Annotated in this window: 25 protein-coding genes; 3 read left to right on the forward strand and 22 right to left on the reverse strand. The window is 68.3% G+C overall.

The window, feature by feature from the left end:
• Positions 1-38: 38 nt before the first annotated feature.
• The 21 genes from nuoI to A7B20_RS08760 form a co-directional block, all read right to left on the reverse strand.
• Positions 39-533 carry an NADH-quinone oxidoreductase subunit NuoI gene (nuoI, locus tag A7B20_RS08660; RefSeq protein ID WP_102108172.1) on the reverse strand — a complete coding sequence of 165 codons (495 nt, stop codon included), beginning with the start codon at positions 531-533 and terminating at the stop codon, positions 39-41.
• A gap of 3 nt (positions 534-536) precedes the next feature.
• On the reverse strand, positions 537-1574 hold the full coding sequence (gene nuoH / locus A7B20_RS08665) for an NADH-quinone oxidoreductase subunit NuoH (protein ID WP_102108173.1): 1038 nt from the start codon (positions 1572-1574) through the stop codon (positions 537-539).
• Between the two features lie 36 nt (positions 1575-1610).
• A complete protein-coding gene (locus A7B20_RS08670; protein ID WP_102108174.1) occupies positions 1611-1982 on the reverse strand; it encodes a hypothetical protein in 372 nt (123 codons plus the stop codon).
• 30 nt (positions 1983-2012) lie between these two features.
• Positions 2013-4031 (reverse strand): NADH-quinone oxidoreductase subunit NuoG, encoded by a 2019-nt coding sequence (nuoG, locus tag A7B20_RS08675; RefSeq protein WP_102108175.1) that lies wholly within the window; start codon positions 4029-4031, stop codon positions 2013-2015.
• Between the two features lie 178 nt (positions 4032-4209).
• Positions 4210-4560, reverse strand: coding sequence for a hypothetical protein (locus A7B20_RS08680; protein ID WP_102108176.1), 351 nt, complete (start codon positions 4558-4560; stop codon positions 4210-4212).
• Between the two features lie 4 nt (positions 4561-4564).
• Entirely contained in the window at positions 4565-4969 is a 405-nt protein-coding gene (locus A7B20_RS08685; RefSeq protein ID WP_102108177.1) for a DUF5333 domain-containing protein, read from the reverse strand.
• Between the two features lie 107 nt (positions 4970-5076).
• On the reverse strand, positions 5077-5442 hold the full coding sequence (locus A7B20_RS08690; protein ID WP_102108178.1) for a hypothetical protein: 366 nt from the start codon (positions 5440-5442) through the stop codon (positions 5077-5079).
• A 28-nt stretch (positions 5443-5470) separates the two neighbouring features.
• Entirely contained in the window at positions 5471-6214 is a 744-nt protein-coding gene (locus tag A7B20_RS08695) for a class I SAM-dependent methyltransferase (protein WP_102108179.1), read from the reverse strand.
• Positions 6214-7509 carry an NADH-quinone oxidoreductase subunit NuoF gene (gene nuoF / locus A7B20_RS08700; protein ID WP_102108180.1) on the reverse strand — a complete coding sequence of 432 codons (1296 nt, stop codon included), beginning with the start codon at positions 7507-7509 and terminating at the stop codon, positions 6214-6216. Before nuoF ends, A7B20_RS08695 begins: the two co-directional genes overlap by 1 nt.
• 11 nt (positions 7510-7520) lie before the next feature.
• Positions 7521-7745: a DUF5337 family protein gene (locus tag A7B20_RS08705; RefSeq protein ID WP_102108181.1), complete on the reverse strand. Its 225-nt coding sequence runs from the start codon at positions 7743-7745 to the stop codon at positions 7521-7523.
• Between the two features lie 93 nt (positions 7746-7838).
• Complete coding sequence (locus A7B20_RS21775) at positions 7839-8603, reverse strand: NADH-quinone oxidoreductase subunit E (protein WP_342747245.1); 765 nt, start codon at positions 8601-8603, stop codon at positions 7839-7841.
• 74 nt (positions 8604-8677) lie between these two features.
• Positions 8678-9883 carry an NADH-quinone oxidoreductase subunit E gene (locus A7B20_RS08715; protein ID WP_102108182.1) on the reverse strand — a complete coding sequence of 402 codons (1206 nt, stop codon included), beginning with the start codon at positions 9881-9883 and terminating at the stop codon, positions 8678-8680.
• 15 nt (positions 9884-9898) lie between these two features.
• Entirely contained in the window at positions 9899-10381 is a 483-nt protein-coding gene (locus tag A7B20_RS08720) for a hypothetical protein (RefSeq protein WP_102108183.1), read from the reverse strand.
• Positions 10378-11589, reverse strand: a complete 1212-nt coding sequence (locus tag A7B20_RS08725; protein WP_102108184.1) for an NADH-quinone oxidoreductase subunit D — start codon at positions 11587-11589, stop codon at positions 10378-10380. The genes A7B20_RS08720 and A7B20_RS08725 overlap by 4 nt, the downstream gene beginning before the upstream one ends.
• 14 nt (positions 11590-11603) lie before the next feature.
• On the reverse strand, positions 11604-12485 hold the full coding sequence (locus tag A7B20_RS08730; RefSeq protein ID WP_157937633.1) for a sulfotransferase: 882 nt from the start codon (positions 12483-12485) through the stop codon (positions 11604-11606).
• 34 nt (positions 12486-12519) lie between these two features.
• Positions 12520-13134 (reverse strand): NADH-quinone oxidoreductase subunit C, encoded by a 615-nt coding sequence (locus A7B20_RS08735; protein ID WP_102108186.1) that lies wholly within the window; start codon positions 13132-13134, stop codon positions 12520-12522.
• A gap of 11 nt (positions 13135-13145) precedes the next feature.
• Positions 13146-13670, reverse strand: coding sequence for a NuoB/complex I 20 kDa subunit family protein (locus A7B20_RS08740; RefSeq protein WP_102108187.1), 525 nt, complete (start codon positions 13668-13670; stop codon positions 13146-13148).
• On the reverse strand, positions 13667-14032 hold the full coding sequence (locus A7B20_RS08745) for an NADH-quinone oxidoreductase subunit A (protein ID WP_102108188.1): 366 nt from the start codon (positions 14030-14032) through the stop codon (positions 13667-13669). Before A7B20_RS08745 ends, A7B20_RS08740 begins: the two co-directional genes overlap by 4 nt.
• 98 nt (positions 14033-14130) lie before the next feature.
• Positions 14131-14799 (reverse strand): glutathione S-transferase family protein, encoded by a 669-nt coding sequence (locus tag A7B20_RS08750; RefSeq protein WP_102108189.1) that lies wholly within the window; start codon positions 14797-14799, stop codon positions 14131-14133.
• 68 nt (positions 14800-14867) lie between these two features.
• The gene (locus tag A7B20_RS08755) at positions 14868-16064 is read right to left on the reverse strand and encodes a DegT/DnrJ/EryC1/StrS family aminotransferase (protein ID WP_102108190.1); all 1197 of its coding nucleotides are present in this window, start codon (positions 16062-16064) and stop codon (positions 14868-14870) included.
• Positions 16065-16068: 4 nt separating this feature from the next.
• Entirely contained in the window at positions 16069-16734 is a 666-nt protein-coding gene (locus A7B20_RS08760; protein WP_102108191.1) for an HAD-IA family hydrolase, read from the reverse strand.
• Between the two features lie 119 nt (positions 16735-16853).
• Here A7B20_RS08760 and glmU point away from each other — a divergent pair, with 119 nt between their 5' ends.
• On the forward strand, positions 16854-18212 hold the full coding sequence (glmU, locus tag A7B20_RS08765; protein ID WP_102108192.1) for a bifunctional UDP-N-acetylglucosamine diphosphorylase/glucosamine-1-phosphate N-acetyltransferase GlmU: 1359 nt from the start codon (positions 16854-16856) through the stop codon (positions 18210-18212).
• A complete protein-coding gene (glmS, locus tag A7B20_RS08770; RefSeq protein WP_102108193.1) occupies positions 18212-20017 on the forward strand; it encodes a glutamine--fructose-6-phosphate transaminase (isomerizing) in 1806 nt (601 codons plus the stop codon). Before glmU ends, glmS begins: the two co-directional genes overlap by 1 nt.
• Positions 20018-20039: 22 nt before the next feature.
• Here glmS and A7B20_RS08775 read toward each other — a convergent pair whose 3' ends face one another.
• A complete protein-coding gene (locus A7B20_RS08775) occupies positions 20040-20567 on the reverse strand; it encodes a hypothetical protein (protein WP_102108194.1) in 528 nt (175 codons plus the stop codon).
• A gap of 84 nt (positions 20568-20651) precedes the next feature.
• Between A7B20_RS08775 and moaA the strand changes: the two genes are divergently transcribed.
• A complete protein-coding gene (gene moaA, locus A7B20_RS08780) occupies positions 20652-21656 on the forward strand; it encodes a GTP 3',8-cyclase MoaA (protein ID WP_102108195.1) in 1005 nt (334 codons plus the stop codon).
• Positions 21657-21678: the final 22 nt, after the last annotated feature.

Genomic DNA, 21678 nt, shown 5'->3' on the forward strand with positions numbered 1-21678 from the left:
TCCTCGTTCCTGCGGGCCTCTTGCGGGCCCTGTTCACGTTACCGGTAGGGCGCGTCGATCTCGAGATTGCGCGCGATCTCGGCTTCCCAGCGTTCGCCGTTCTCCAGGAGCTTCTGCTTGTCGTAGAACAGCTCTTCCCGGGTCTCGGTCGAGAATTCGAAGTTCGGCCCCTCGACGATCGCATCCACCGGGCAGGCCTCCTGGCAGAAGCCGCAGTAGATGCATTTCGTCATGTCGATGTCATAGCGCGTCGTGCGGCGCGAGCCGTCGGCGCGGGGCTCGGCGTCGATGGTGATGGCCTGGGCGGGGCAGATCGCCTCGCAGAGCTTGCAGGCGATGCACCGCTCCTCGCCGTTGGGATAGCGGCGCAGCGCGTGTTCGCCGCGGAAGCGGGGCGACAGCGGCCCCTTCTCGTGCGGGTAGTTCAGCGTCGCCTTGGGCGCGAAGAAGTATTTGAACCCCAGCCCCAGCCCCTTGAACATGTCGAAGAGCAGGAAATACCGGGCGCGGCGTGCGTAGTCGACGTTAGCCATGGATCAGCCTCCCACCGCCCAGCGGGCGTAGGCGCCGCCGAACAGTCCGAAATGTGCGAAGAACGAGACCAGCACCACCCAGGCGAGCGAGAACGGAAGGAACACCTTCCAGCCAAGGCGCATCAGCTGGTCGTAGCGATAGCGCGGCACGACCGCCTTCACCATCGCGAAGAGGAAGAAGAAGATCGCCATCTTGCCGACCATCCACAGCGCGCCGTCCGGCAGACCCGGGATCGGCGACAGCCAGCCGCCGAAGAACAGCAGTGTGGTCAGCGCGCACATCAGGAAGATCGCGATGTATTCGCCCGCCATGAACAGCAGGAACGGCGTCGAGGAATACTCGACCTGGTAGCCTGCGACGAGCTCCGACTCGGCCTCGGGCAGGTCGAAGGGCGGGCGGTTGGTCTCGGCCAGGGCCGAGATGAAGAACAGGAACACCATCGGCAGGTGCGGCAGCCAGTACCAGTTCAGCAGGCCGAGGTTGCCGTCCTGCGCCCGCACGATGTCGCCGAAGTTCAGCGACCCGGTCGAGATGATGACGCCGATGATGATGAGGCCGATCGAGACCTCGTAGGAGATCATCTGCGCGGCCGAGCGCAGCGAGCCGAGGAACGGGTACTTCGAGTTCGACGCCCACCCCCCCATGATCACGCCGTAGACCTCGAGCGAGGAGATGGCGAAGACGTAGAGGATGGCGACGTTGATGTCGGCCAGAACCCAGGTGTCGGTGAAGGGGATCACCGCCCAGGCGATCATCGCCAGCACGAAGGACGTCATCGGCGCCATCATGAACACCGCGCGGTCGGCGCCCGCGGGAATGACGATCTCCTTCACCACATATTTCAGCGCGTCGGCCACGGTCTGGAGCAGCCCGAAGACGCCCACCACGTTCGGGCCCCGCCGCATCTGCACGGCGGCCCAGATCTTGCGGTCGCCGTAGACGAGGAACAGCAGCGAGATCATCACGAAGGCGATGACCATCAGGCACTGGGCCGCGATCAGCAGGGCAATCCCCGGTCCGGTCGAAAAGAAATCAGCCATTCTGTCTCACACTGTCCTGTTTCACGTCGGGCCTTCTCAAACAGTCGGTATGCCGCTTTCCCGGCATCTCGCAACGACGACTTCGGCGTCGATGGTCTTCAGTCCGTCGGGCAGCGCTGGCGAGATGGTGTAAACAGCATCGCCGCGCCAAAGGCCACCCTCTTCATCCACATTCGTCCGGACGTGCCGGGCGAATCCGTAGCCCCGGATCAGGGCATACTGCGCCGCCGCACATTCGGCATAGCGCGTCACGTCGGCCGGTGTCAGCGCGCCCCGCGCCTCGACCAGGAAGTTCACCAGATCGCCGTCCAGGAGGCGCGTCTGCACCCCGAGGTAATCCGGCACCAGCCCCAGATCCTCCACCGTGGGATTGGCCGGGGCGCAGCCGCCCGACACCAGGGCGGCCATCAGCAGGGCACTCGTCACGCGAATCGTCGTCTACTCCGCGGCCAGCTGCGTCTTGCCCCGGGCATGGGCGTTGGCGCTGAGCTCGGCCATCAGCTGGCTCGCGCGGGCGATGGGGTTGGTCAGGTAGTGATCGCGGATCGCCGGGGCGAAGTCGGAGTCCGTCACCTTGCCGCCGCTCACCGGCTGCCAGTCGTTCTCGGCCACCTCGTCGATCAGGGCAAGGTGGGGCACCGCCTTCACCAATGCCTTGCGCAGCTCGGCCAGCGAGTCGAACGGCAGCGTCGCGCCCATCTCGGCCGAGAGCGCGCGCAGGATCGCCCAGTTCTCCTTGGCCTCGCCGGGGGCGAAGCCCGCGCGCAGGGAAAGCTGCGGACGGCCCTCGGTGTTGACGAACAGCCCCTGCTCTTCCGTCCAGGCGGCGCCCGGCAGGATGATGTCGGCCCGGTGCGCGCCGCGGTCGCCGTGGCTGCCCTGGTAGATCACGAAGGGCCCGTCCGGGATGTCGCCCTCGTCCGCACCGAGGTTGTAGACCACCTCGGCCCCGTCGAGCGCGGCGGTGATGCCGCCCTCGGTCACGGCGCCGACGTCCATCGCGCCGACGCGCGACGCGGCGGTGTGCAGGATCAGAAGCTTCGCCCCCGCCGCCTCGGCCGCCTTCATCGCCCGCGCCAGCACGGCCTCGCCGTCCTCGCGCGCCAGGGCGCCCTGGCCGACGATCATCACGCCGGGCACGTCCTTCTTGTCCGAGTGGTCCATTTCGGCCAGCTCGTCCATCGCGGCGGCGCCCCGGCCGAAATGGTGATAGTCATAGGTCAGGTCCATCGCCGGGCCGACGACGCCGACCTGTGCGCCCTTCAGCCAGGCCTTGCGGATGCGCGCGTTCAGCACCGGCGCCTCGACACGGGGGTTGGTGCCGACCAGGAGGATCATCTTCGCATGGTCGATGTCCTCGATCGTCGCCGTCCCGACATAGCCCGAGCGGTTGCCCGCGGGCAGCTTGGCGCCGTCGGTGCGACACTCCACATGGCCGCCCTGCCCCTCGATCAGCTGCTTCAGCGCGAAGGCGGCCTCGACCGGGGCCAGGTCGCCGATCACGCCGGCCACCTTCTTCCCCTTCATCGCCGCCGCCGCCGCGGCCAGGGCCTCGGGCCAGGTGGCCGGCTTCAGCTTGCCGTCCTTGCGGATGTAGGGCCGGTCGAGCCGCTGGCGGCGCAGCCCGTCCCAGACGAAGCGCGACTTGTCCGACAGCCACTCCTCGTTGATGCCGTCGTGGTTCCTCGGCAGGATCCGCATCACCTCGCGCCCCTTGCAGTCGACCCGGATGTTCGAGCCGAGGGCGTCCATCACGTCGATCGTCTCGGTCTTCGTCAGCTCCCAGGGGCGGGCGGTGAAGGCATAGGGTTTCGAGGTCAGCGCGCCCACAGGGCAGAGGTCGATGATGTTGCCCTGCAACTCGGAATCGAGCGTCGCGCCGAGGTACGAGGTGATCTCGGCATCCTCGCCGCGGCCCGTCTGGCCCAGCTCCGGCATCCCCGCCACCTCGGTGATGAAGCGGACGCAGCGGGTGCAGGAGATGCAGCGGGTCATCGACGTGGCGACGAGCGGGCCGAGGTCCATGTTGGTGCTGGCGCGCTTCGGCTCGCGGTAGCGCGAGAAGTCGACGCCGTAGGCCATCGCCTGGTCCTGGAGGTCGCACTCGCCCCCCTGGTCGCAGATCGGGCAGTCGAGCGGGTGGTTGATGAGAAGGAACTCCATCACCCCTTCTCGCGCCTTCTTCACCATGGGCGAGTTGGTCTTGATGACGGGCGGTGCGCCCTCGGGCCCCGGGCGCAGGTCGCGCACCTGCATCGCGCAGGAGGCGGCGGGCTTGGGCGGGCCGCCCACGACCTCGACCAGGCACATGCGGCAGTTGCCGGCGATGCTGAGACGTTCGTGATAGCAGAACCGCGGGATCTCGATCCCGGCTTCCTCGCAGGCCTGGATCAGCGTCATGGCCGGGTCGACCTCGATCTCCATGCCGTCGATGACGATCTTGCGCAGGTTGCTCATGGCGGGGCCCTCCAGAAGGCCGGACAGCCTTGGCGGCCGCCCGCGTGATGCTTGCGGCTACGCTGCACATGCAGCGCGAACCGGTCCCCCCTGTCTTGGAGCAACTCCGCCCGGACTGCAACGCCGTTTGCCGCGCCTGCGGCAGCACGCCCCGATAATTCTGCCGGGGCGCGCGCCCTCAGCGGCAGGAGAAATACATCTGCCAGGCGTCGAGCTTCAGGCGGGAGTGACGCTTGACCGACCGGAGGCCGAGGTCGTGCTGCCCGAGGCGCGCGCAATGGACCCGCCCCGCGTTCACCGCGGCGACCAGCGCGGCCGCCTTCGGCACGAGGTTCGGCGTCACGAGGACGCTGAACTGCCCGCTGTGACCCGATTCCACGATCTGGGTCTTGCGCGCGAACAGCGCCTGGGCGTTCGGATGCGCCCCGAGGCCGCTCGGGGCGTAGATGCCCGGCACCTCCCGGACATAGGCCACCGCGGCCAGCGGCAGGCAGAGGGCAAGGACGGCGGGAAGGGCAAGACGTTTCATCAAATCACTCCGACAAGAGGCGGCCGGCAGGGGTGTCGGCCGCGATTTCCTCCCGCCCGACGGCGCAATAGCCCTCGGGGGAGCCGGGCTTGGCGCCCCGCTTGGCCAGGTCGGCGCGGATACGCGCGCGCAGGGCCTCGCGCGCGGGCTTGTTCTTCCGCAGCGCGGTGATCTGCGCCTCGGAATACCCCGCCTTCTCGGCATAGCTCTTCAGCGACATGAGGTAGTTCCAGGCGCGCACGAGGCGAGGGGAAATCGTCGGGCAGTTCTTCCGGATCTCGTCGGCAAGGCCGATGTTGTAGAAGCCGTCGACCACCACCGGGTTCTTCTCGAGGGGCACCAGGGCCTGCGCCTGCGCCCCGGCGAATGTCGTCGCGGCCAGCGCCGCAGCGGTCAGAAACTGTTTCATCAAGGACTCCGTCGTCGCGTTTCGGGTGTCCGCACACTCCGCTCCGCGCCCGCGGGCGCGATGCCAAAGATGGCCCGGGACGGCCCGATTTTCAAGCGTGACGGCGGCTACCTGCCGGTACAGCGCCCGCTGTAGACGGTGGTTCCATCGGCCTGCGGCACCCCCTGCCAGTCGCCAGAGGCGTCGAGCGTCCAGTCGATCTCGGCCGTGCCGAAGGTGGTCACGCAATAGGCGGTGCCGGGAAAGCGGATGCTTTCGCGCGTCGCCTCGATGTCCGCGCCCTGCGCCATCAACCGCACGCGGAACGACCGCGGATCTTCCTTGTTCTTGTCCAGCTTCGCCTCGAACGGCAGCGCCACGTCCGGTTCCGCCGGTCCGAATCCCAGACGCTTTCGGATGCCGCAGCCCTGGACCAGCCCGATGGCGAGGATCAGTCCGACCAGGACGGCCCGGCTTGAAAGATGGCGTGGCATGTTCACTCCCGTGTCCCTTCCTGCCGCCTCAGGCGTCCGAGCCGATGGCGGAATGCACCGGTGGGTATACCGGCTCTTTCTCGATCACCAGAACGGAATCGTGAACGTGCAGGCCGGAAATTCCCATGACCGGGGCGCTGCCGCCACTGTGGTAGGGCGCGTGCATGTCGGCGATCCAGCCCGGAAGCTCGGAAAACAGGTTCGCCCGCCGCCCGGGGCCGCCGCCGTAATCGGGCCAGTAGGCGGTGTGCAGGTCCTCGATCATGTAGAGACCGCCCTTGGCGAGCGCGGGGAACAGCACCTCGAAACTGGCGCGGATGTGCTCCATGACGTGACTGCCGTCGTCGAGCACCACGTCGACGCCGCCCATCTCGTCCAAGACCCGGCGCAGGAAGGCGGCGTCGGCCTGCGAGCCGATGCGCACCTGCCCCGCCTGCCCGTCGAAGGCGGCGCAGGCCGGGTCGATGTCGATGCCGAAGATCACCGCCTCGGCCCCGAAGTAGCGCCGCCACATCTGGAGCGAGCCGCCCTTCGAGACGCCGATCTCGAGAAACCGCAGCGGCCGGTCGCGGAAGCGCGCGAAGTAGCGGTCGTAGAGCGGGATGTAGTGGTGCCACTTGTGCACCACCGGCCCCGCGTTCTGCGCGAAGATGTCCAGCAGGTCGCCGCCGAAGCCGTACTTGTCGCGGATGTCCCCCGCGGGATCGGCGCCGTCGTAGGCGAAGGCGCCGATGGTCGAGGGGGATTTCTTCCCGAAGAAAGGCAGTCGCACTACTCGGCCGCCACCGCGCTGACGCGGGCCCGCTTGTGCTTGATCCGGTCCTCGATCTCGTCGCGGAAATGCCGGATCAGGCCCTGGATCGGCCAGGCGGCGGCGTCGCCCAGGGCGCAGATCGTGTGCCCTTCGACCTGCTTCGTCACGTCGAGCAGCATGTCGATCTCGGCCGGGTCGGCATCGCCCTTCACCAGCCGGTCCATGACCCGCATCATCCAGCCGGTGCCTTCGCGGCAGGGCGTGCACTGGCCGCAGCTCTCGTGCTTGTAGAAGGCCGCGAGGCGCCAGATCGCCTTGATGATGTCGGTGCTCTGGTCCATCACGATCACCGCCGCGGTGCCAAGGCCCGACTTCTGCTCGCGCAGCCAGTCGAAGTCCATGATCGCCTCTTCCCGCATGATCTTGCCGGGCAGGCAGGGCACGGACGAGCCGCCGGGAATCACCGCCTTGAGGTTGTCCCAGCCGCCGCGGATGCCGCCGCAATGCTTCTCGATCAACTCCTCGAAGGAGATCGACATCGCCTCCTCGACGACGCAGGGGTTGTTGACGTGGCCCGAGATGGCGAACAGCTTTGTGCCCGCGTTGTTCGGACGGCCGAAGCCTGCGAACCACTCGGGGCCGCGGCGCAGGATCGTGGGGACGACGGCGATGGATTCCACGTTGTTCACCGTGGTCGGGCAGCCATAGAGCCCTGCACCGGCGGGAAACGGCGGCTTCATCCGCGGCATCCCCTTCTTGCCCTCGAGCGACTCGAGCAGCGCGGTCTCTTCCCCGCAGATGTAGGCGCCGGCACCGTGGACCAGGAACAGGTCGAAGTCCCAGCCCGAGCCGCAGGCGTTCTTCCCGAGGTAGCCGGCGTCGTAGGCCTCGTCGATGGCGATCTGCAGCGCCTCGCGCTCGCGGATGTATTCGCCGCGGATGTAGATGTAGCAGGTATGCGCCTGCATCGCGAAGGAGGCGATCAGCGCCCCCTCGACCAGCGTGTGCGGGTCGTGGCGCATGATCTCGCGGTCCTTGCAGGTGCCCGGCTCGGATTCGTCGGCGTTGATGACGAGGTAGGCGGGCCGCCCGTCGGATTCCTTCGGCATGAACGACCACTTCAGACCCGTGGGGAAGCCCGCGCCGCCGCGTCCCCGCAGCCCGCTCGCCTTCATCTGGTCGATGATCCAGTCACGCCCCTTGCCGAGGATCCCGGCGGTGCCGTCCCAGTGGCCGCGCGACTCCGCCCCCTTCAGCGAGCGGTCGTGCATGCCGTAGATGTTGGTGAAGATGCGGTCTTCGTCTTTCAGCATAGTCTCTTACCTTACCTGTCCCGGCGCTTGCGCCAGACCCTGAATGTCACCACCAGTGCCCAGACCATGGCGGCCAGGGCGGCGAAATCGGCGAGGAACGTGAAGCGCACCGGGATCATGCCCTGTGCCCCGGCGCCCTGGATCAGCAGCCAGCCCAGCATGGTGCCCGCGATCACGAACCCCGCGAGACGCTGCTGGCGGGCCAAGGACCGGTCCGCGCCGTCATCTTCGCTCATCTTCCTTCCTCGCGGCCCGCGCGGGGTGGCGTCAGGTCGGATCCGCCCGGGCCGCTGCCTTGGGAAACAGGGCAGCGGCCTGTGGCGGGACCGTCAGTGCACGCCGCCGTCGCCGACCCTTCTCGAAAACTCGGTTTCCTCGCCGGAGGCCAGGACCTTCGCCTGCGACACCCATGCGTCGCGGCTGACGCGGCCCTTGAACCCTTCGAGGTGATCGTCCACCCAGGCCACCTCGGCCGGGGTCCAGGCGGCGATCTGATCGTAGTGGTAGAAGCCCATGGAATGGCACAGCTCTTCCAGCTTCGGCCCGATCCCCTTGATCCGCTTCAGATCGTCCGCGCCGCCCTCGCGCGGGGCGTCCAGCGTCTCGGGCTTCTTCTCCTCGCCCGGCGCCACGCGGTGCATCTGCGCCTCGGACGAGCTGCCCGTCGCCTCGGGCGTGTCGATCACCGCGGCGGCAGTCGACGCATCGGGGGCCGGCGCCATCTCGGCCGCGGAACGGCCGGTGTCGGACGAGGGCGACTCGCTCTTCATCTGCGAGGGCGTCACCGTTTCGGTCGCGTGACCGGAATGGCCCGGATGGCCGCCATGGCCCGAATGGGACGAGGAGGTGGCGGTCGGTGCGGCTACGTTGGGAGCGGGGGCGCGGGTCTGGAGGGCGAGGCTGCGATCCGACGGCTTGCGGTGGAAGCCGAGGACCAGGACGACCGCCACGGCGATGGCCACGAAGGCCGCCAGGAACAGCGCGGGGGAGAAGTTGTAGTCACCAACCACCATGAGCGCCACGAAGGCCACGAACCCCACCGTCCCGGCCAGCGCACCCACCATCAGCATGGTGCCCTGTGTCTGTTTCGACATCACTTCTCTCCCTGTCCCAATGATCTGAACGTCATCACGACATAGTATTTAGCGCGGATTGGTCAGCCTGTCTCCTATCTCGATGCGAGTCGGCGCGCCTGGGCCACCCAGTCGTCGCGCACGACGCGGCCCTTGAACCCTTCGAGATTGCGGTCGACCCAGGCGATTTCCGCCGCCGACCAGCCCGCGATCTGGTCGAAGTGGAAGATGCCGAGATCGTGGAGCACCGACTCGAGCTTCGGCCCCACGCCCTTCAGCTGCTGGAGATCGTCCGCCTGGTCGCCGCGCGCGCCGGGCAGCGGCTCGGGGCGGCGGGTGTCCTCGTCGGCCAGGTCGGCCGCCGCGCGGGTCTCCTCGGAGCGCTCGGCATGGTCCGCGATCGTCGCGTCGGTCTTGGGCGCAGGCGCGGGATCGTCGGTGGCGGGGCGGGCCGAGGATTCCTCGGTCGCCTCCTGCTTGGTGACGCCGGTCTCGTCGACGCTGGCATTCGCCGCGGGCTCCGGTCCCTTCGGATGGTCGCTTTCCTCGCGGATCCGCGCCACTTCGGCGTCGCTGGGCGTGTCCGAGGGGGTCTTCTGCCGCCATGGCGTCACCAGCGGCACCTCGGTGCCGTCGATCCGCTTGATCGTGTCCTGCAGCCGCACGGCCAGCGCCGCGCTGGAGTTGTGCTCGGGCCGGCCGTCGGCGTGGTCCTTCAGGCTCGTCAGGCCCGACTTCGGCTCGGAGGCATAGCGGCCGTTCTGCGGGCCCGGCACCGGCACCCTGCCCTCGGCCAGTTCGTCGAGGATCTCCTCGAACCGCTCGGCGGTCAGATCCTCGTAATAGTCCTTGCCGATCTGCGCCATCGGCGCGTTCGCGCAGGCGCCGAGGCATTCGACCTCTTCCCAGCTGAACCGACCGTCCGCCGACAGGGCATGGGCCGATTTCGCGATCTTCTTCCGGCAGACCGCAATCAGGTCCTCCGCCCCGCAGATCATGCAGGAGGTGGTGCCGCAGACCTGGATATGGGCAACGGAGCCAACGGGTTGCAGCTGGAACATGAAGTAGAAGGTCGCGACCTCCAGCACCCGGATATAGGCCATGTCGAGGATCCGCGCGACTTCCTCGATCGCCGGGCGGCTGAGCCACCCCTCCTGCTCCTGCGCCCGCCACAGCAGCGGGATCACGGCGCTGGCCTGCCGGCCCTCGGGATACTTGGAGATCTGCCCTTCGGCCCAGGCCATGTTGGCTTCGGTGAAGGCGAAGGAGGCGGGCTGTTCGGCGTGGAGGCGGCGAAGCATCGTGCGGTCCTCTTGTCAGTCGGTCGTGGCGCCGCACAGGGCGGGCGAAAGGGTGGCGACATGGCCCGAGACCGTCAGGTCCCCGGCGTCGTGAAGCGGATAGACGATGGCGCGCAGCTGCGCATCGCTGAGGTCGAGCGAAGAGAGCAGTTCCGGCACGTCATCGTTCGAGAAGCTGCAGCCGTTGTCGCGGAAGCGGGCGATCACCTCGTCCCGCGGCGAAGGCACCGGCTTTTCCGGCGGGCAGAGCGAGATCGGCAGGCTCAGCACCCCCGCCGCGTTCTGGCTGGCGGTGCCGTCGAGCATCAGCTCGGTCAGGGTCGAGCGCACGAACTCGGGCGTGAAACCCTGCGGAGAGAAGACGTCGGCCACCCGGCCGGGCGCGATGCTGCAATCGTGGGCGGCAAGGACGGTATAAAGCGCCTCGCGGCTCTGCCCCGCCCCGGCCATGGCGGGCAGCAGCAGAAGCAGCGTTGCAGCGGAGAGGGATCGTCTCACCTGTCGATCTCTCCGAACACCACGTCCATCGTGCCGATGATCGCCGCCACGTCGGCCAGCTGGTGGCCCGAGGCGACGTGGTCCATCGCCTGGAGGTGCAGGAAGCCCGGCGCGCGCAGCTTGGCGCGGTAGGGACGGTTCGTTCCGTCGGCCACGAGGTACACGCCGAACTCGCCCTTCGGCGCCTCGACCGCGGCATAGACCTCGCCCTCGGGAACGTGGAAGCCCTCGGTGTAGAGCTTGAAGTGGTGGATCAGCGCTTCCATCGAGGTCTTCATGTCGATGCGCGTCGGCGGCGAGATCTTGCCGCGGGTCATCACCGGGCCCTTCTCGTGGCGCAGCTTCTCGCAGGCCTGCTTGATGATCTTCACCGATTCGCGCATCTCCTGCATCCGCACCAGATAACGGTCGTAGCAGTCGCCGTTCTTGCCCACCGGGATGCCGAACTCGAACTCGTCGTAGCACTCGTAAGGTTGCGCACGGCGCAGGTCCCAGGCCATGCCCGATCCGCGCACCATCACGCCGGAGAAGCCCCAGTCCAGCGCCTCCTGCTCGGTCACCACGCCGATGTCGGCGTTCCTCTGCTTGAAGATGCGGTTCTCGGTCAGGAGGCCGTCGATGTCGTCCATCACGCTGCCGAAGGCGTCGGCCCAGTCGTCGATGTCCTCGATCAGCTGCGGCGGCAGGTCCTGGTGGACGCCGCCCGGGCGGAAATAGGCCGAGTGGAGCCGCGCGCCGCAGGCCCGCTCGTAGAAGACCATCAGCTTCTCGCGCTCCTCGAAGCCCCAGAGCGGCGGCGTCAGCGCGCCGACGTCCATGGCCTGGGTCGTCACGTTCAGCAGGTGGTTCAGGATCCGGCCGATCTCGCAGTACAGCACCCGGATCAGCGAGGCGCGGCGCGGCACGGGGGTGTTCGTCAGCTTCTCGATCGCGAGGCACCAGGCATGTTCCTGGTTCATCGGCGAGACGTAGTCGAGCCGGTCGAAGTACGGCAGGTTCTGGAGATAGGTCCGGCTCTCCATCAGCTTCTCGGTCCCGCGGTGCAGGAGACCGATGTGCGGATCGCAGCGCTCCACGATCTCGCCGTCGAGCTCCAGCACCAGCCGCAGCACGCCGTGGGCCGCCGGGTGCTGGGGGCCGAAGTTCAGGTTGAAGTTGCGGATCTTTTGTTCGCCGGTCTGGGCGTCGTCGAATTGTCCGTCTTTCATATCAGACCTCCAGGTCAGACCCTTGCCATGTTCGCCAGCCACGCCTCGGGCAGGCTGCGGCCCATGGTGCGGGCCACGAAATCGTATTGCGGCGCCAGCCACGCTGCCGCCTTGTCGCGCAATGGCCCCGGCATGTCCAGCGCCCCTCCGGCATGGACGCGGCGCGCCGTGTCGCCCTCGACCGGGGCGATGCCGAGGAAGGCGCAAAGCCGCGTCATCCCGCCGCCGCCGAAGATGTCCTCGTAGAACAGCACCAGCAGCTTCTCGGGCGCCACGGCGGTGCGAAGCCTGGTCAGCGCGGCGCGATAGTCGCCGCGGTTCCCGATCTCGGTCTCTTCGCCGCGCAGCGTGCGATTGAGGATATTCCTCGCGCGTTTCGGGTCAACCGTGCCGTCCGGGCCGCGTCGTGCGGCAATCATGCGCACGTGGGACCAGAGCCGCGCCACCGGATCGCGCATCAGGTAGACGAATCGCACGTCGTCCGTGAGAGCCGCCATCGCCCGCAGCCGCTCTTCCGGGAGCAGCGCATAGGCCGGGGTCACGTCGCCCACCACCCGCGCGCCTTCGGCCCCCGCGGTGAGATAGCCGAGATAGGCTGCCGGATCCTCGCCCTCGCGCTCCAGCACGGCAAGCCAGTCGTGGCGGTCCTTCAGCCGTTCGGCCAGCGCGGGCAGCTTCGTCGCCGGTGCCGTTTCAATCCGCGCGGCCAGCTGGTCGCAACTTGCGCGGATCTCGCGGATCTGCCCGGCCCGCCTGCCGAGGTCGAGCGCGTCGAAATAGTGCAACTCCTTGACCGAGCGCAGGTGGCACTCGGGGTGGCCGGCCAGCGTCTCGTGCAGCCAGGAGGTGCCCGACTTGGTCGCGCCCACGGCCAGGAGGAGGACGGGTGCGCCCACCCTGCCCCTCAGCGCCCCGCGCCCGCCGTCCGGTTCACTTCGCGGCCTCTTTCGCCTTGTCGTCGCCGGGCAGGATGTAGTCGGCACCTTCCCAGGGGCTCATGAAGTCGAACTGGCGGTATTCCTGCACCAGGTTGACCGGTTCGTAGACGACCCGCTTCTCGGCCTCGTCCCAGCGAACCTCGGTATAACCGGTGGTCGGGAAGTCCTTCCGCAGCGGATGGCCGCGGAAGCCGTAGTCGGTCAGGAGGCGGCGCAGGTCCGGGTGGCCGGTGAAGAGGATGCCGAACATGTCGAACACCTCGCGCTCGAACCAGTTGGCCGAGGGGTGGACCGAGATGATCGAGGGGATCATGTCCTCTTCCCGGGCCGCGACCTTCAGGCGGATCCGCTGGTTCTGGTACATCGACAGGAAGTGATAGACGACGTCGAACCGCGCCTCGCGCGCCGGGTAGTCGACGGCGGTGATGTCCACCAGCGTCGAGAACCGGCAGGTGCGGTCGGTCTTCAGGAACTCGGTCAGCGACACCAGCGAGGACGGCGCGATCTCCATCGTCAGCTCGCCCCGCGTCACCGCCCAGGAGATCACGCAGTCGGGCCGCTTGGCTTCGATGTGGGCGCCGAGTTCGTTCAGGGCGGCTTCGGACATTCTGACGCTCCTTAGCGGGTGATGGTGCCGGTGCGGCGGATCTTCCGCTGCAACTGGAGGATGCCATAAAGCAGCGCCTCGGCGGTCGGGGGGCAGCCCGGGACGTAGATGTCGACCGGCACGATCCGGTCGCAGCCGCGCACCACGGAATAGCTGTAGTGATAGTAGCCGCCGCCGTTCGCGCAGGAGCCCATGGAGATGACGTACCGCGGCTCGGGCATCTGGTCGTAGACCTTGCGCAGCGCCGGGGCCATCTTGTTGGTCAGCGTGCCCGCCACGATCATCACGTCGGACTGGCGCGGAGAGGCGCGGGGCGCGACGCCGAAGCGTTCGGCATCGTAGCGCGGCATCGAGGTGTGCATCATCTCGACCGCGCAGCAGGCCAGCCCGAAGGTCATCCAGTGCAGCGAGCCGGTGCGCGCCCAGTTGATGATGTCGTCGGTCGAGGTCAGCAGGAAGCCCTTGTCGGTCAGGTCCCGGTTCAGGTCCTGCACCGTGACCTCGCGGTCGACCCCGGCGGTATTGGTGCCCGTCATTGCCATTCGAGGGCTCCTTTCTTCCATTCGTAGGCGAAGCCGACCGTCAGCACGCCGAGGAACACCATCATCGACCAGAACCCGACATCGCCAAGGTCCTTGAACGCGACGGCCCAGGGGAACAGGAAGGCGATCTCGAGATCGAAGATGATGAACAGGATCGAGACGAGGTAGAAGCGCACGTCGAACTTCATCCGCGCGTCGTCGAAGGCGTTGAAGCCGCATTCGTAGGCCGACACCTTCTCGGGGTCGGGGTTCCGGACGGCCACCACGGCGGCGGCTAGGATCAGGATCAGCCCCAGGCCGATGGCCATGCCCAGGAATATCAGGATGGGGAGGTATTCTCTCAGAAATCCGTCCACGGTCAGCGGCTCCTTCGTGCGGGTCCGTCTGCACGGACGCTCGGCTTCTGGTCTATCTACGCACCGGGCCCGACAGGGTCAACCGAGGCGGATGAGGCTTATTGTCCGGGGATCGGGTAGAACGCCCGCTCGTACAGCAGCTCGGCCCCCTCGGGCGGCAGGGCGCCCTGGAAGGCGGGCCGCTCGGTGATGCGCTGGTACCATTCGGCCACCGCCGGAAACGCGTCGAGCGAGGCGAAGTGGCGCGCCATGTAGACGGCCTGCCCCACGCAGATGTCCGCCGCCGAGAAGCCGCTGGTCAGCAGGTAGTCGCGGTTCTCGACCGGGGTCGAAAGCCGCCCCTCGATCGCGGCATAGCACTTCTTCAGCCGCGCCGCCTCGAGCTTCATCACCGTGGGCGAGCGCATGTGATCCTCGTAGAGCATGATGTGCTGCTGGGTCAGGCTGGCGGTGTGCTGGCTGATGGTCTCGGCGAAGTGCAGCCAGACCAGGTAATCGGGACGCTCGATCTCGCCCTGGATGCGGCCGAGCTCGCGCTCGGGGAACCTCTCGCACAGCACCTCGACGATGGCGCCGCTCTCCCACAGCGTCTCGCCGTTCATCTCCAGCGCGGGGACGCGGCCTGCCGGGCTGCGGGTCAGGAATTCCTCGGATCTCAGCGACTTGTCGAAGGGGTGCACGCGCAGCGAAAATTCGATGTCGAGCTCGTTCAGAAGCCACAGGACGCGCATCGAGCGGGTCTGGTGGCAGTGGTGCAGCGTTATCATGGGACGCCTTTACCTGCTTTGGTGCGGGAAGGATAGCGCAAGGCGGTCCTTTTGCAATCGCAGCATCCTCAGCCCCGCCGCCAGAGCCGCCCGATCTCGTCCCGCAGGATGCGGGCGATCTGGTCGCAGTCCTCCGGGCTGAAGGTCAGCGGCAGGCGCATGTCGATCAGGCCCGCAAGGATCCGGTCGGTCTCGGGCAGCTCCTGCCCCCCGGCATAGCGCCAGTCGCGGTAGGTCGAGGTGAAGCCGGCGGGCGCGGCGGCGCCGAACCATTTCAGCTCGACCCCCCGCATTTGGCAGTTCCCGACCAGCGTGGCGACGGCCTCCGCCGTCCAGTCCGGCAACAGGAACTGGAACGAGGAGCCGACGAACCCCTCGCGCGGGTCGCGCGCGATCAGCGCGAGTCCCGGCAGATCGGACAGCGCCGACTCGATCCGCCGGTAGCGCGCGTTCCACCCCTCGCGCCGCGCGGCGAGAAGCGGCAGCTGGGGGCGCAGGATCGCGGCGCGCAGGTTGTCCATCCGCCCCGAGATGTTCGGCGTGTCGTACTTCAGCCCCTCGAAGGCCTCGGGCGGCGGCGCGGCGCGGTGGCGGTCATAGAGCATGTAGCTGCCCGACAGCAGCACCGCCCGCGCCATCGCCGCGGCATCGTCGGACACCAGGAAGCCGCCCTCGCCCGCGTTGACGTGCTTGTAAGTCTGCATGGAATAGCAGCCGATCGCCCCGTGCCGCCCCGAGGGCGTGCCGTTCCAGTCCGCGCCCATGGTGTGGGCGCAGTCCTCGACCACCTTCACCCCGGCCCCGTCGCACAGCGCCATCAGCGCGTCCATGTCGCAGATGTGGCCGCGCATGTGGCTGAGCAGCAGCACCTTCGCGTCGGAGCTTCCGATCCTCGCCGCGAGGTCGTCGAGGTCGATGGTCAGGTTCCGGGTCACGCCGACGAAGACCGCCCGCGCCCCGACCGCGGCGATGGCGCCGGGCACGGGGGCGAGGGTGAAGGCGTTCGACAGGACGAGATCGCCCTGCCCCACGCCGAGCGCGCGGAGCGCCGTCGCCATGGCATAGCCGCCCGAGGCCACGGCAAGGCAGCAGCGGGCGCCGGTCAGCGCCGCGAACTCCTCTTCCAGCAGCGCCGTCTCCCCCGCCTCGCCGGGCGCGAGGTTGTAGCGGTGCAGCCGTCCGTGGCGCAGGACGGCGAGCGCCGCCGCGATCCCCTCTTCCGGGATCGGTTCCTGCTGGGTAAAGCTGCCGGTGAAGACTTCCATCGCCCTAGCCGATCAGCCCGGCCACCACGCGGCCGAGATCGTCGAAATGGTCCAGCGTCGCCTCGGGCGCGAGGTCGCGCACCGAATCCCTGCCGGGACCGAAGGTCACCAGCACCGAAGGCACGCCGGCATTGCGCGCCGTGTCGCGGTCGGTCTTCGTGTCGCCGACGAGGACAGAGCGTTTCCGATCGCCCCCCGCCCGCTCCACCGCAAGGAAGAACGGCGCCGGGTCGGGCTTCCTGACCGGCAGGGTGTCGGCCCCGACGAGAGAGGCGAACCAGTCGCGCGCGCCGAGCTGCACCATCAGCGCCTCGGCCAGCGCCTCGGGCTTGTTGGTGCAGATGCCGACGGCATAGCCCCCTTCGCGCAGCGCGGCGACGGCCCGCTCGACCCCCGGATAGAAGGCCGTGTGCACCCGGATCGCCTTGGCATAATGGCCCAGAAGCAGCGGATATTGCTCCTTTATCAGATCCTCCGGCGTCCCCATCCCCAGCCGTTCGAACCCGAGGGTCAGCATCGCCCGTCCGCCCCGGAGCGCGGTGCCCTTGTCCCGCGCCACCTCCAGCACGTCGCCATGTCCGAGGTCGCGGAAACAGGCGTTGGCGGCGGCGATCAGGTCGGCGCCGGTGTCGGCGAGCGTGCCGTCGAGATCGAAAATCACCGTGCGCATCTACGCCTCCCCTATGCCGTCAATCCTGAAATCCGACGAAACCATGTTTGATCCGATGGCCCCTTGCGACAGGGCGGGCAAGGGGTAAAACGGCAACAAGCAAAAGGAAAGAGCAGTCCATGGCCACTCACCTCATCGTTCTGGCCGCAGGTCAGGGCTCGCGCATGCAGTCGGACCTGCCCAAGGTGCTGCACCGGCTGGGCGGCGTGCCGCTGTTCGCCCATGCCCTGGCCGCCGGCGCCGCGCTGGAGCCCGAGCGGCGGGTGCTGGTTGTCGGCCACGGCGGCGAACAGGTGCGCAAGGCGGCGGCGAAGCTCGACCCCGGGATCACCATCGCCGAGCAGGCGGAACAGCTCGGCACCGCCCATGCCGTCGCGCAGGCCCGTGCCGCGCTGGCGGGGGCGGAGGGCACGGCCTTCATCCTCTACGGCGACACCCCCTTCGTGCGCCCCGAGACGCTGGAGCGCTTGGCCGAGGCGCGCGCCGCGGGCCACCACGTCGTCGTCTCGGGCTTCACGCCCGCGGATCCAGCACGTTACGGCCGGCTGGTGATGGACGGCGACGCGCTGGAGCGGATCGTCGAGTTCAAGGACGCCACCGAGGCCGAGCGCGCCATCGGCTATTGCAACGGCGGCATCATGGCGGTCGACGCCGCGCGGCTGTTCGACCTGGTGGACGCCATCGGCAACGACAACGCCGCCGGGGAATACTACCTGACCGACATCGTCGAGATCGCCCGCGCCCGCGGCCTCTCGGCCACCGCCGTGACGATGGACGAGGCCGAGACGCTGGGCATCAATACCCGCGCCGAGCTGTCGCGCGCCGAGGCGCTGTTCCAGGCGCAGGCCCGCGCCGCCGCGCTGGAGAACGGCGTGACGCTGGTCGCGCCCGAGACGGTGTTCTTCGCCCAGGACACGATGATCGGGCGCGACGCGGTGATCGAGCCCAACGTCGTCTTCGGCCCCGGCGTCACGGTGGAATCCGGCGCCACGATCCGCGCCTTCTGCCATCTCGAAGGCTGCCACGTCGGCGGCGGCGCCGAGGTCGGGCCCTTCGCCCGCCTGCGCCCCGGTGCGGAGCTTTCGAACGACGTGAAGATCGGCAATTTCGTCGAGATCAAGAATTCCGAGATCCTCGACGGCGCGAAGGTCAACCACCTCTCCTATGTCGGCGACGCGACGGTGGGCGAGAAGGCGAACCTCGGGGCCGGCACCGTGACCTGCAACTACGACGGCGTGTTCAAGCATCGCACCCAGATCGGCGCCCATGCCTTCATCGGCTCCTCGACCATGCTGGTCGCCCCGGTGAAGGTCGGCGCCCACGCGATGACCGGCAGCGGCACGGTCGTCACCTCGGACGTGCCGGACGGCGACCTGGCCATCGGCCGGGCGCGGCAGGTGAACAAGCCGGGTCTCGCCCGGCGGATGATGGACCGGCTGAAGGCAATGAAGGCGGCAAGGCAGAAGGAAACGACCTGATGTGTGGAATTGTCGGCGTTCTGGGCAGGCACGAAGTCTCGCCCATCATCCTCGAGGCGCTGAAGCGGCTCGAATACCGCGGCTATGACAGCGCGGGCATCGCGACGGTGAACGACGGCGTGCTCGACCGCCGCCGCGCCGTGGGCAAGCTGGTGCACCTCTCCGACCACCTGGTGCACAACCCGCTGGCCGGGAAGGCCGGCATCGGCCACACCCGCTGGGCCACCCACGGCGCCCCGACCGAGTTGAACGCCCATCCCCACAAGGCCGGCCCGGTCGCGGTGGTCCACAACGGCATCATCGAGAACTTCCGCATCCTGCGCGAGGAACTGGGCACCGACCACGAATCCCAGACCGACACCGAGACGGTGGCCCAGCTGGCGCGCCACTACATGGAGCAGGGCCACGACCCGGTCGAGGCGACGCGGCTGACGCTGGCAAGGCTCGAAGGCGCCTTCGCCCTCGCCTTCCTGTTCGAGGGCGAGGAGGACCTGATCGTCGCCGCGCGCAAGGGTTCGCCGCTGGCCATCGGCCATGGCGACGGCGAGATGTTCGTCGGAAGCGACGCCATCGCGCTGGCGCCGATGACCAACCGCATCACCTATCTCGAAGAGGGCGACCGCGCCGTGGTCACCCGGACGTCGCTGACGATCTACGACCGCGAGGGCAACATCGCCAACCGTCCGCTGAAGGTGCTGAGCGCCGAACAGACGCGGGTGGAAAAGGGCGGCCACCGGCACTGGATGGCCAAGGAGATCGCCGAGCAGCCGGTGGTGCTGGCCGACGCCATCGCCCATTACCTTCCCGGCGACAGCATCCAGCTGCCCGACGTGAACCTCGACCTCGCGGGGGTCGAGCGCATCGTGATGGTCGCCTGCGGTACCGCCTATTACGCCTGCGTGACGGCGAAATACTGGTTCGAGCAGCTGGCGCGGATCCCGGTCGAGGTCGATGTCGCCTCCGAGTTCCGCTATCGCGAGCCGCCGATCGCGGGCAAGACGCTGGCGATCTTCGTCAGCCAGTCGGGCGAGACGGCCGACACCCTCGCCGCCCTGCGCTACTGCCGCGACAAGGCGCAGGTGCTGGCGGTGGTGAACGTCCCCGAAAGCTCCATCGCGCGGGAAAGCGACGTGATGCTGCCGATCTTCGCGGGCACCGAGATCGGCGTCGCCTCGACCAAGGCCTTCACCTGCCAGCTGACGGTGCTTGCGATCCTCGCCATGAAGGCCGCCGCCGACCGGGGCGTGATGGACGGAGAGACGCTGGCGCAGCACATCGCCGCGCTGCGCACCCTGCCGGGCCTGCTGAACCAGGCGCTGGCCCGCGACACCCAGATCGCCGAGATCGCCCGGAAGCTGGCCGAGGCGCAGGACATCCTGTTCCTCGGCCGCGGCGCGATGTTCCCGCTGGCGCTGGAGGGTGCGCTGAAACTGAAGGAAATCAGCTATATCCACGCCGAAGGTTATGCGTCGGGCGAACTGAAGCACGGCCCCATCGCGCTGGTCGACAAGCATGTGCCGGTCATCGTGCTCGCCCCCCGCGACGCGCTGTTCGACAAGACCGTGAGCAACATGCAGGAGGTTATGGCCCGCAGCGGAAAGGTGCTGCTGATCACCGATGCCGAGGGTGCCGCCGAAGCCTCGGCCGGGACGTGGGACGTGGTGGTGATGCCGGCGATCCAGAGCTTCCTCGCGCCGATCCTCTACGCGATCCCGGCACAGCTTCTCGCCTATCACACCGCCATCGCCAAGGGCACCGACGTGGACCAGCCGAGGAACCTCGCCAAGTCCGTGACGGTGGAGTGACGCGCGCGGCGCCGACCGCGGATCAGTCGGCGTAGACCACCAGCGTCGGCAGGTCGGTGATCGGCGCGTCGAGGTTGCGCAGCGCGGCGAGCGACACCTGGCTGCCGCCGGTGGCCGGGCCGTCGAGCGGGATCAGCTCGACCTTCGTGGACTTGCCGGTGGCGGGATACTCCAGCCGTCCCGATCCGGGGGCCGAGACCAGCGGCGTCTTGATCCAGAACCCCGACTTCGTGGGATCGCCGAGCGAGGCGACGGTTTCGCCCAGCCGCTTCTCGCCCGCCTCGGGCGCGGCGGCGGCCTTGGCGCGCTGTTCGGCGGTCGTGGTGTCGAAATCCTCGGCCGTGCGCGCGGCGGCGGAAGGGGGCGGCGCGGTCACGACCTCGCTCACCTCCGAGGGCAGTTCGGCGCTGCCGGGCTGGGGGGTGGTGGTGGCGTCGAGCGGCGCCTCGGCGCCGCCGCCGGGGCGCAGGAAACCGGGGGCCTTCATCTGGGCGCAGCCGGTCAGGACGATCAGCCCGAGGGCCAGCGAGGGGAACAGAAACCTTTTCATGGCAGCAGCCTATCCGGGCGCATCGGGGCAGACAACGGGCAATCCCCCTTGCGGCGGCACTTCGCCCTCCTTAGGTTTCAGGGCATGAATGCACCCCTGATCGACCCGTTCCAGCGCGCCATTTCCTACCTGCGAGTCTCGGTGACGGACCGCTGCGATTTCCGCTGCGTGTACTGCATGTCCGAGAACATGACCTTTCTGCCGAAGAAGGACCTGCTGACGCTGGAGGAACTGGACCGCATGTGCTCGACCTTCATCGGGCTCGGCGTGGAAAAGCTGCGCATCACCGGGGGCGAGCCTCTGGTGCGGCGGGACATCATGACCTTCTTCCGCGCCATGACCCGCCACCTCGACAGCGGCGCGCTGAAGGAGCTGACGCTGACCACCAACGGCTCGCAGCTCGAACGCTTCGCCGCCGACCTCCACGCCGCAGGGGTGCGGCGGGTGAACGTCTCGCTCGACACGCTGGACGAGGGGAAGTTCGCCGAAGTCACCCGCTGGGGCCGCCTGCCCCAGGTCCTGCGCGGCATCGACGCGGCGCAGAAGGCGGGGCTGAGGGTCAAGATCAACGCGGTGGCGCTGAAGGGCTTCAACGACAGCGAGCTGTTCGAACTGACAGAGTGGTGCGCCGCCCGCGACATGGACCTGACCTGGATCGAGGTCATGCCGATGGGCGATCTCGGCAACGAGGACCGGCTGGACCAGTACTGGTCCCTGAAGGACCTGCGCGCGCGCCTGGCCGAGCGCTATACCCTCGTCGACCTGGCCGAGCGCACGGGCGGGCCCGCCCGCTATGTCCGGATCGAGGAGACGGGCCAGAAGATCGGCTTCATCACGCCGCTGACCCACAACTTCTGCGAAAGCTGCAACCGGGTGCGGCTGACCTGCACCGGCGAACTCTACATGTGTCTCGGGCAGGAGGACATGGCCGACCTGCGCGCGCCGCTGCGTGCCTCGCCGCAGGACGAACTGCTGGAAGACGCCATCCGGCGCGCCATCGGGCGCAAGCCGAAGGGCCACGACTTCGACTATTCGCGCCAGCGCGCCGACGGCCAGATGAGCCGCCACATGAGCCACACCGGCGGCTGAACAGGCCGGCGGTCCCCTTCCG

It is taken from the genome of Oceaniglobus roseus, assembly GCF_002869745.1.
GTDB classification, from domain to species: domain Bacteria; phylum Pseudomonadota; class Alphaproteobacteria; order Rhodobacterales; family Rhodobacteraceae; genus Oceaniglobus; species Oceaniglobus roseus.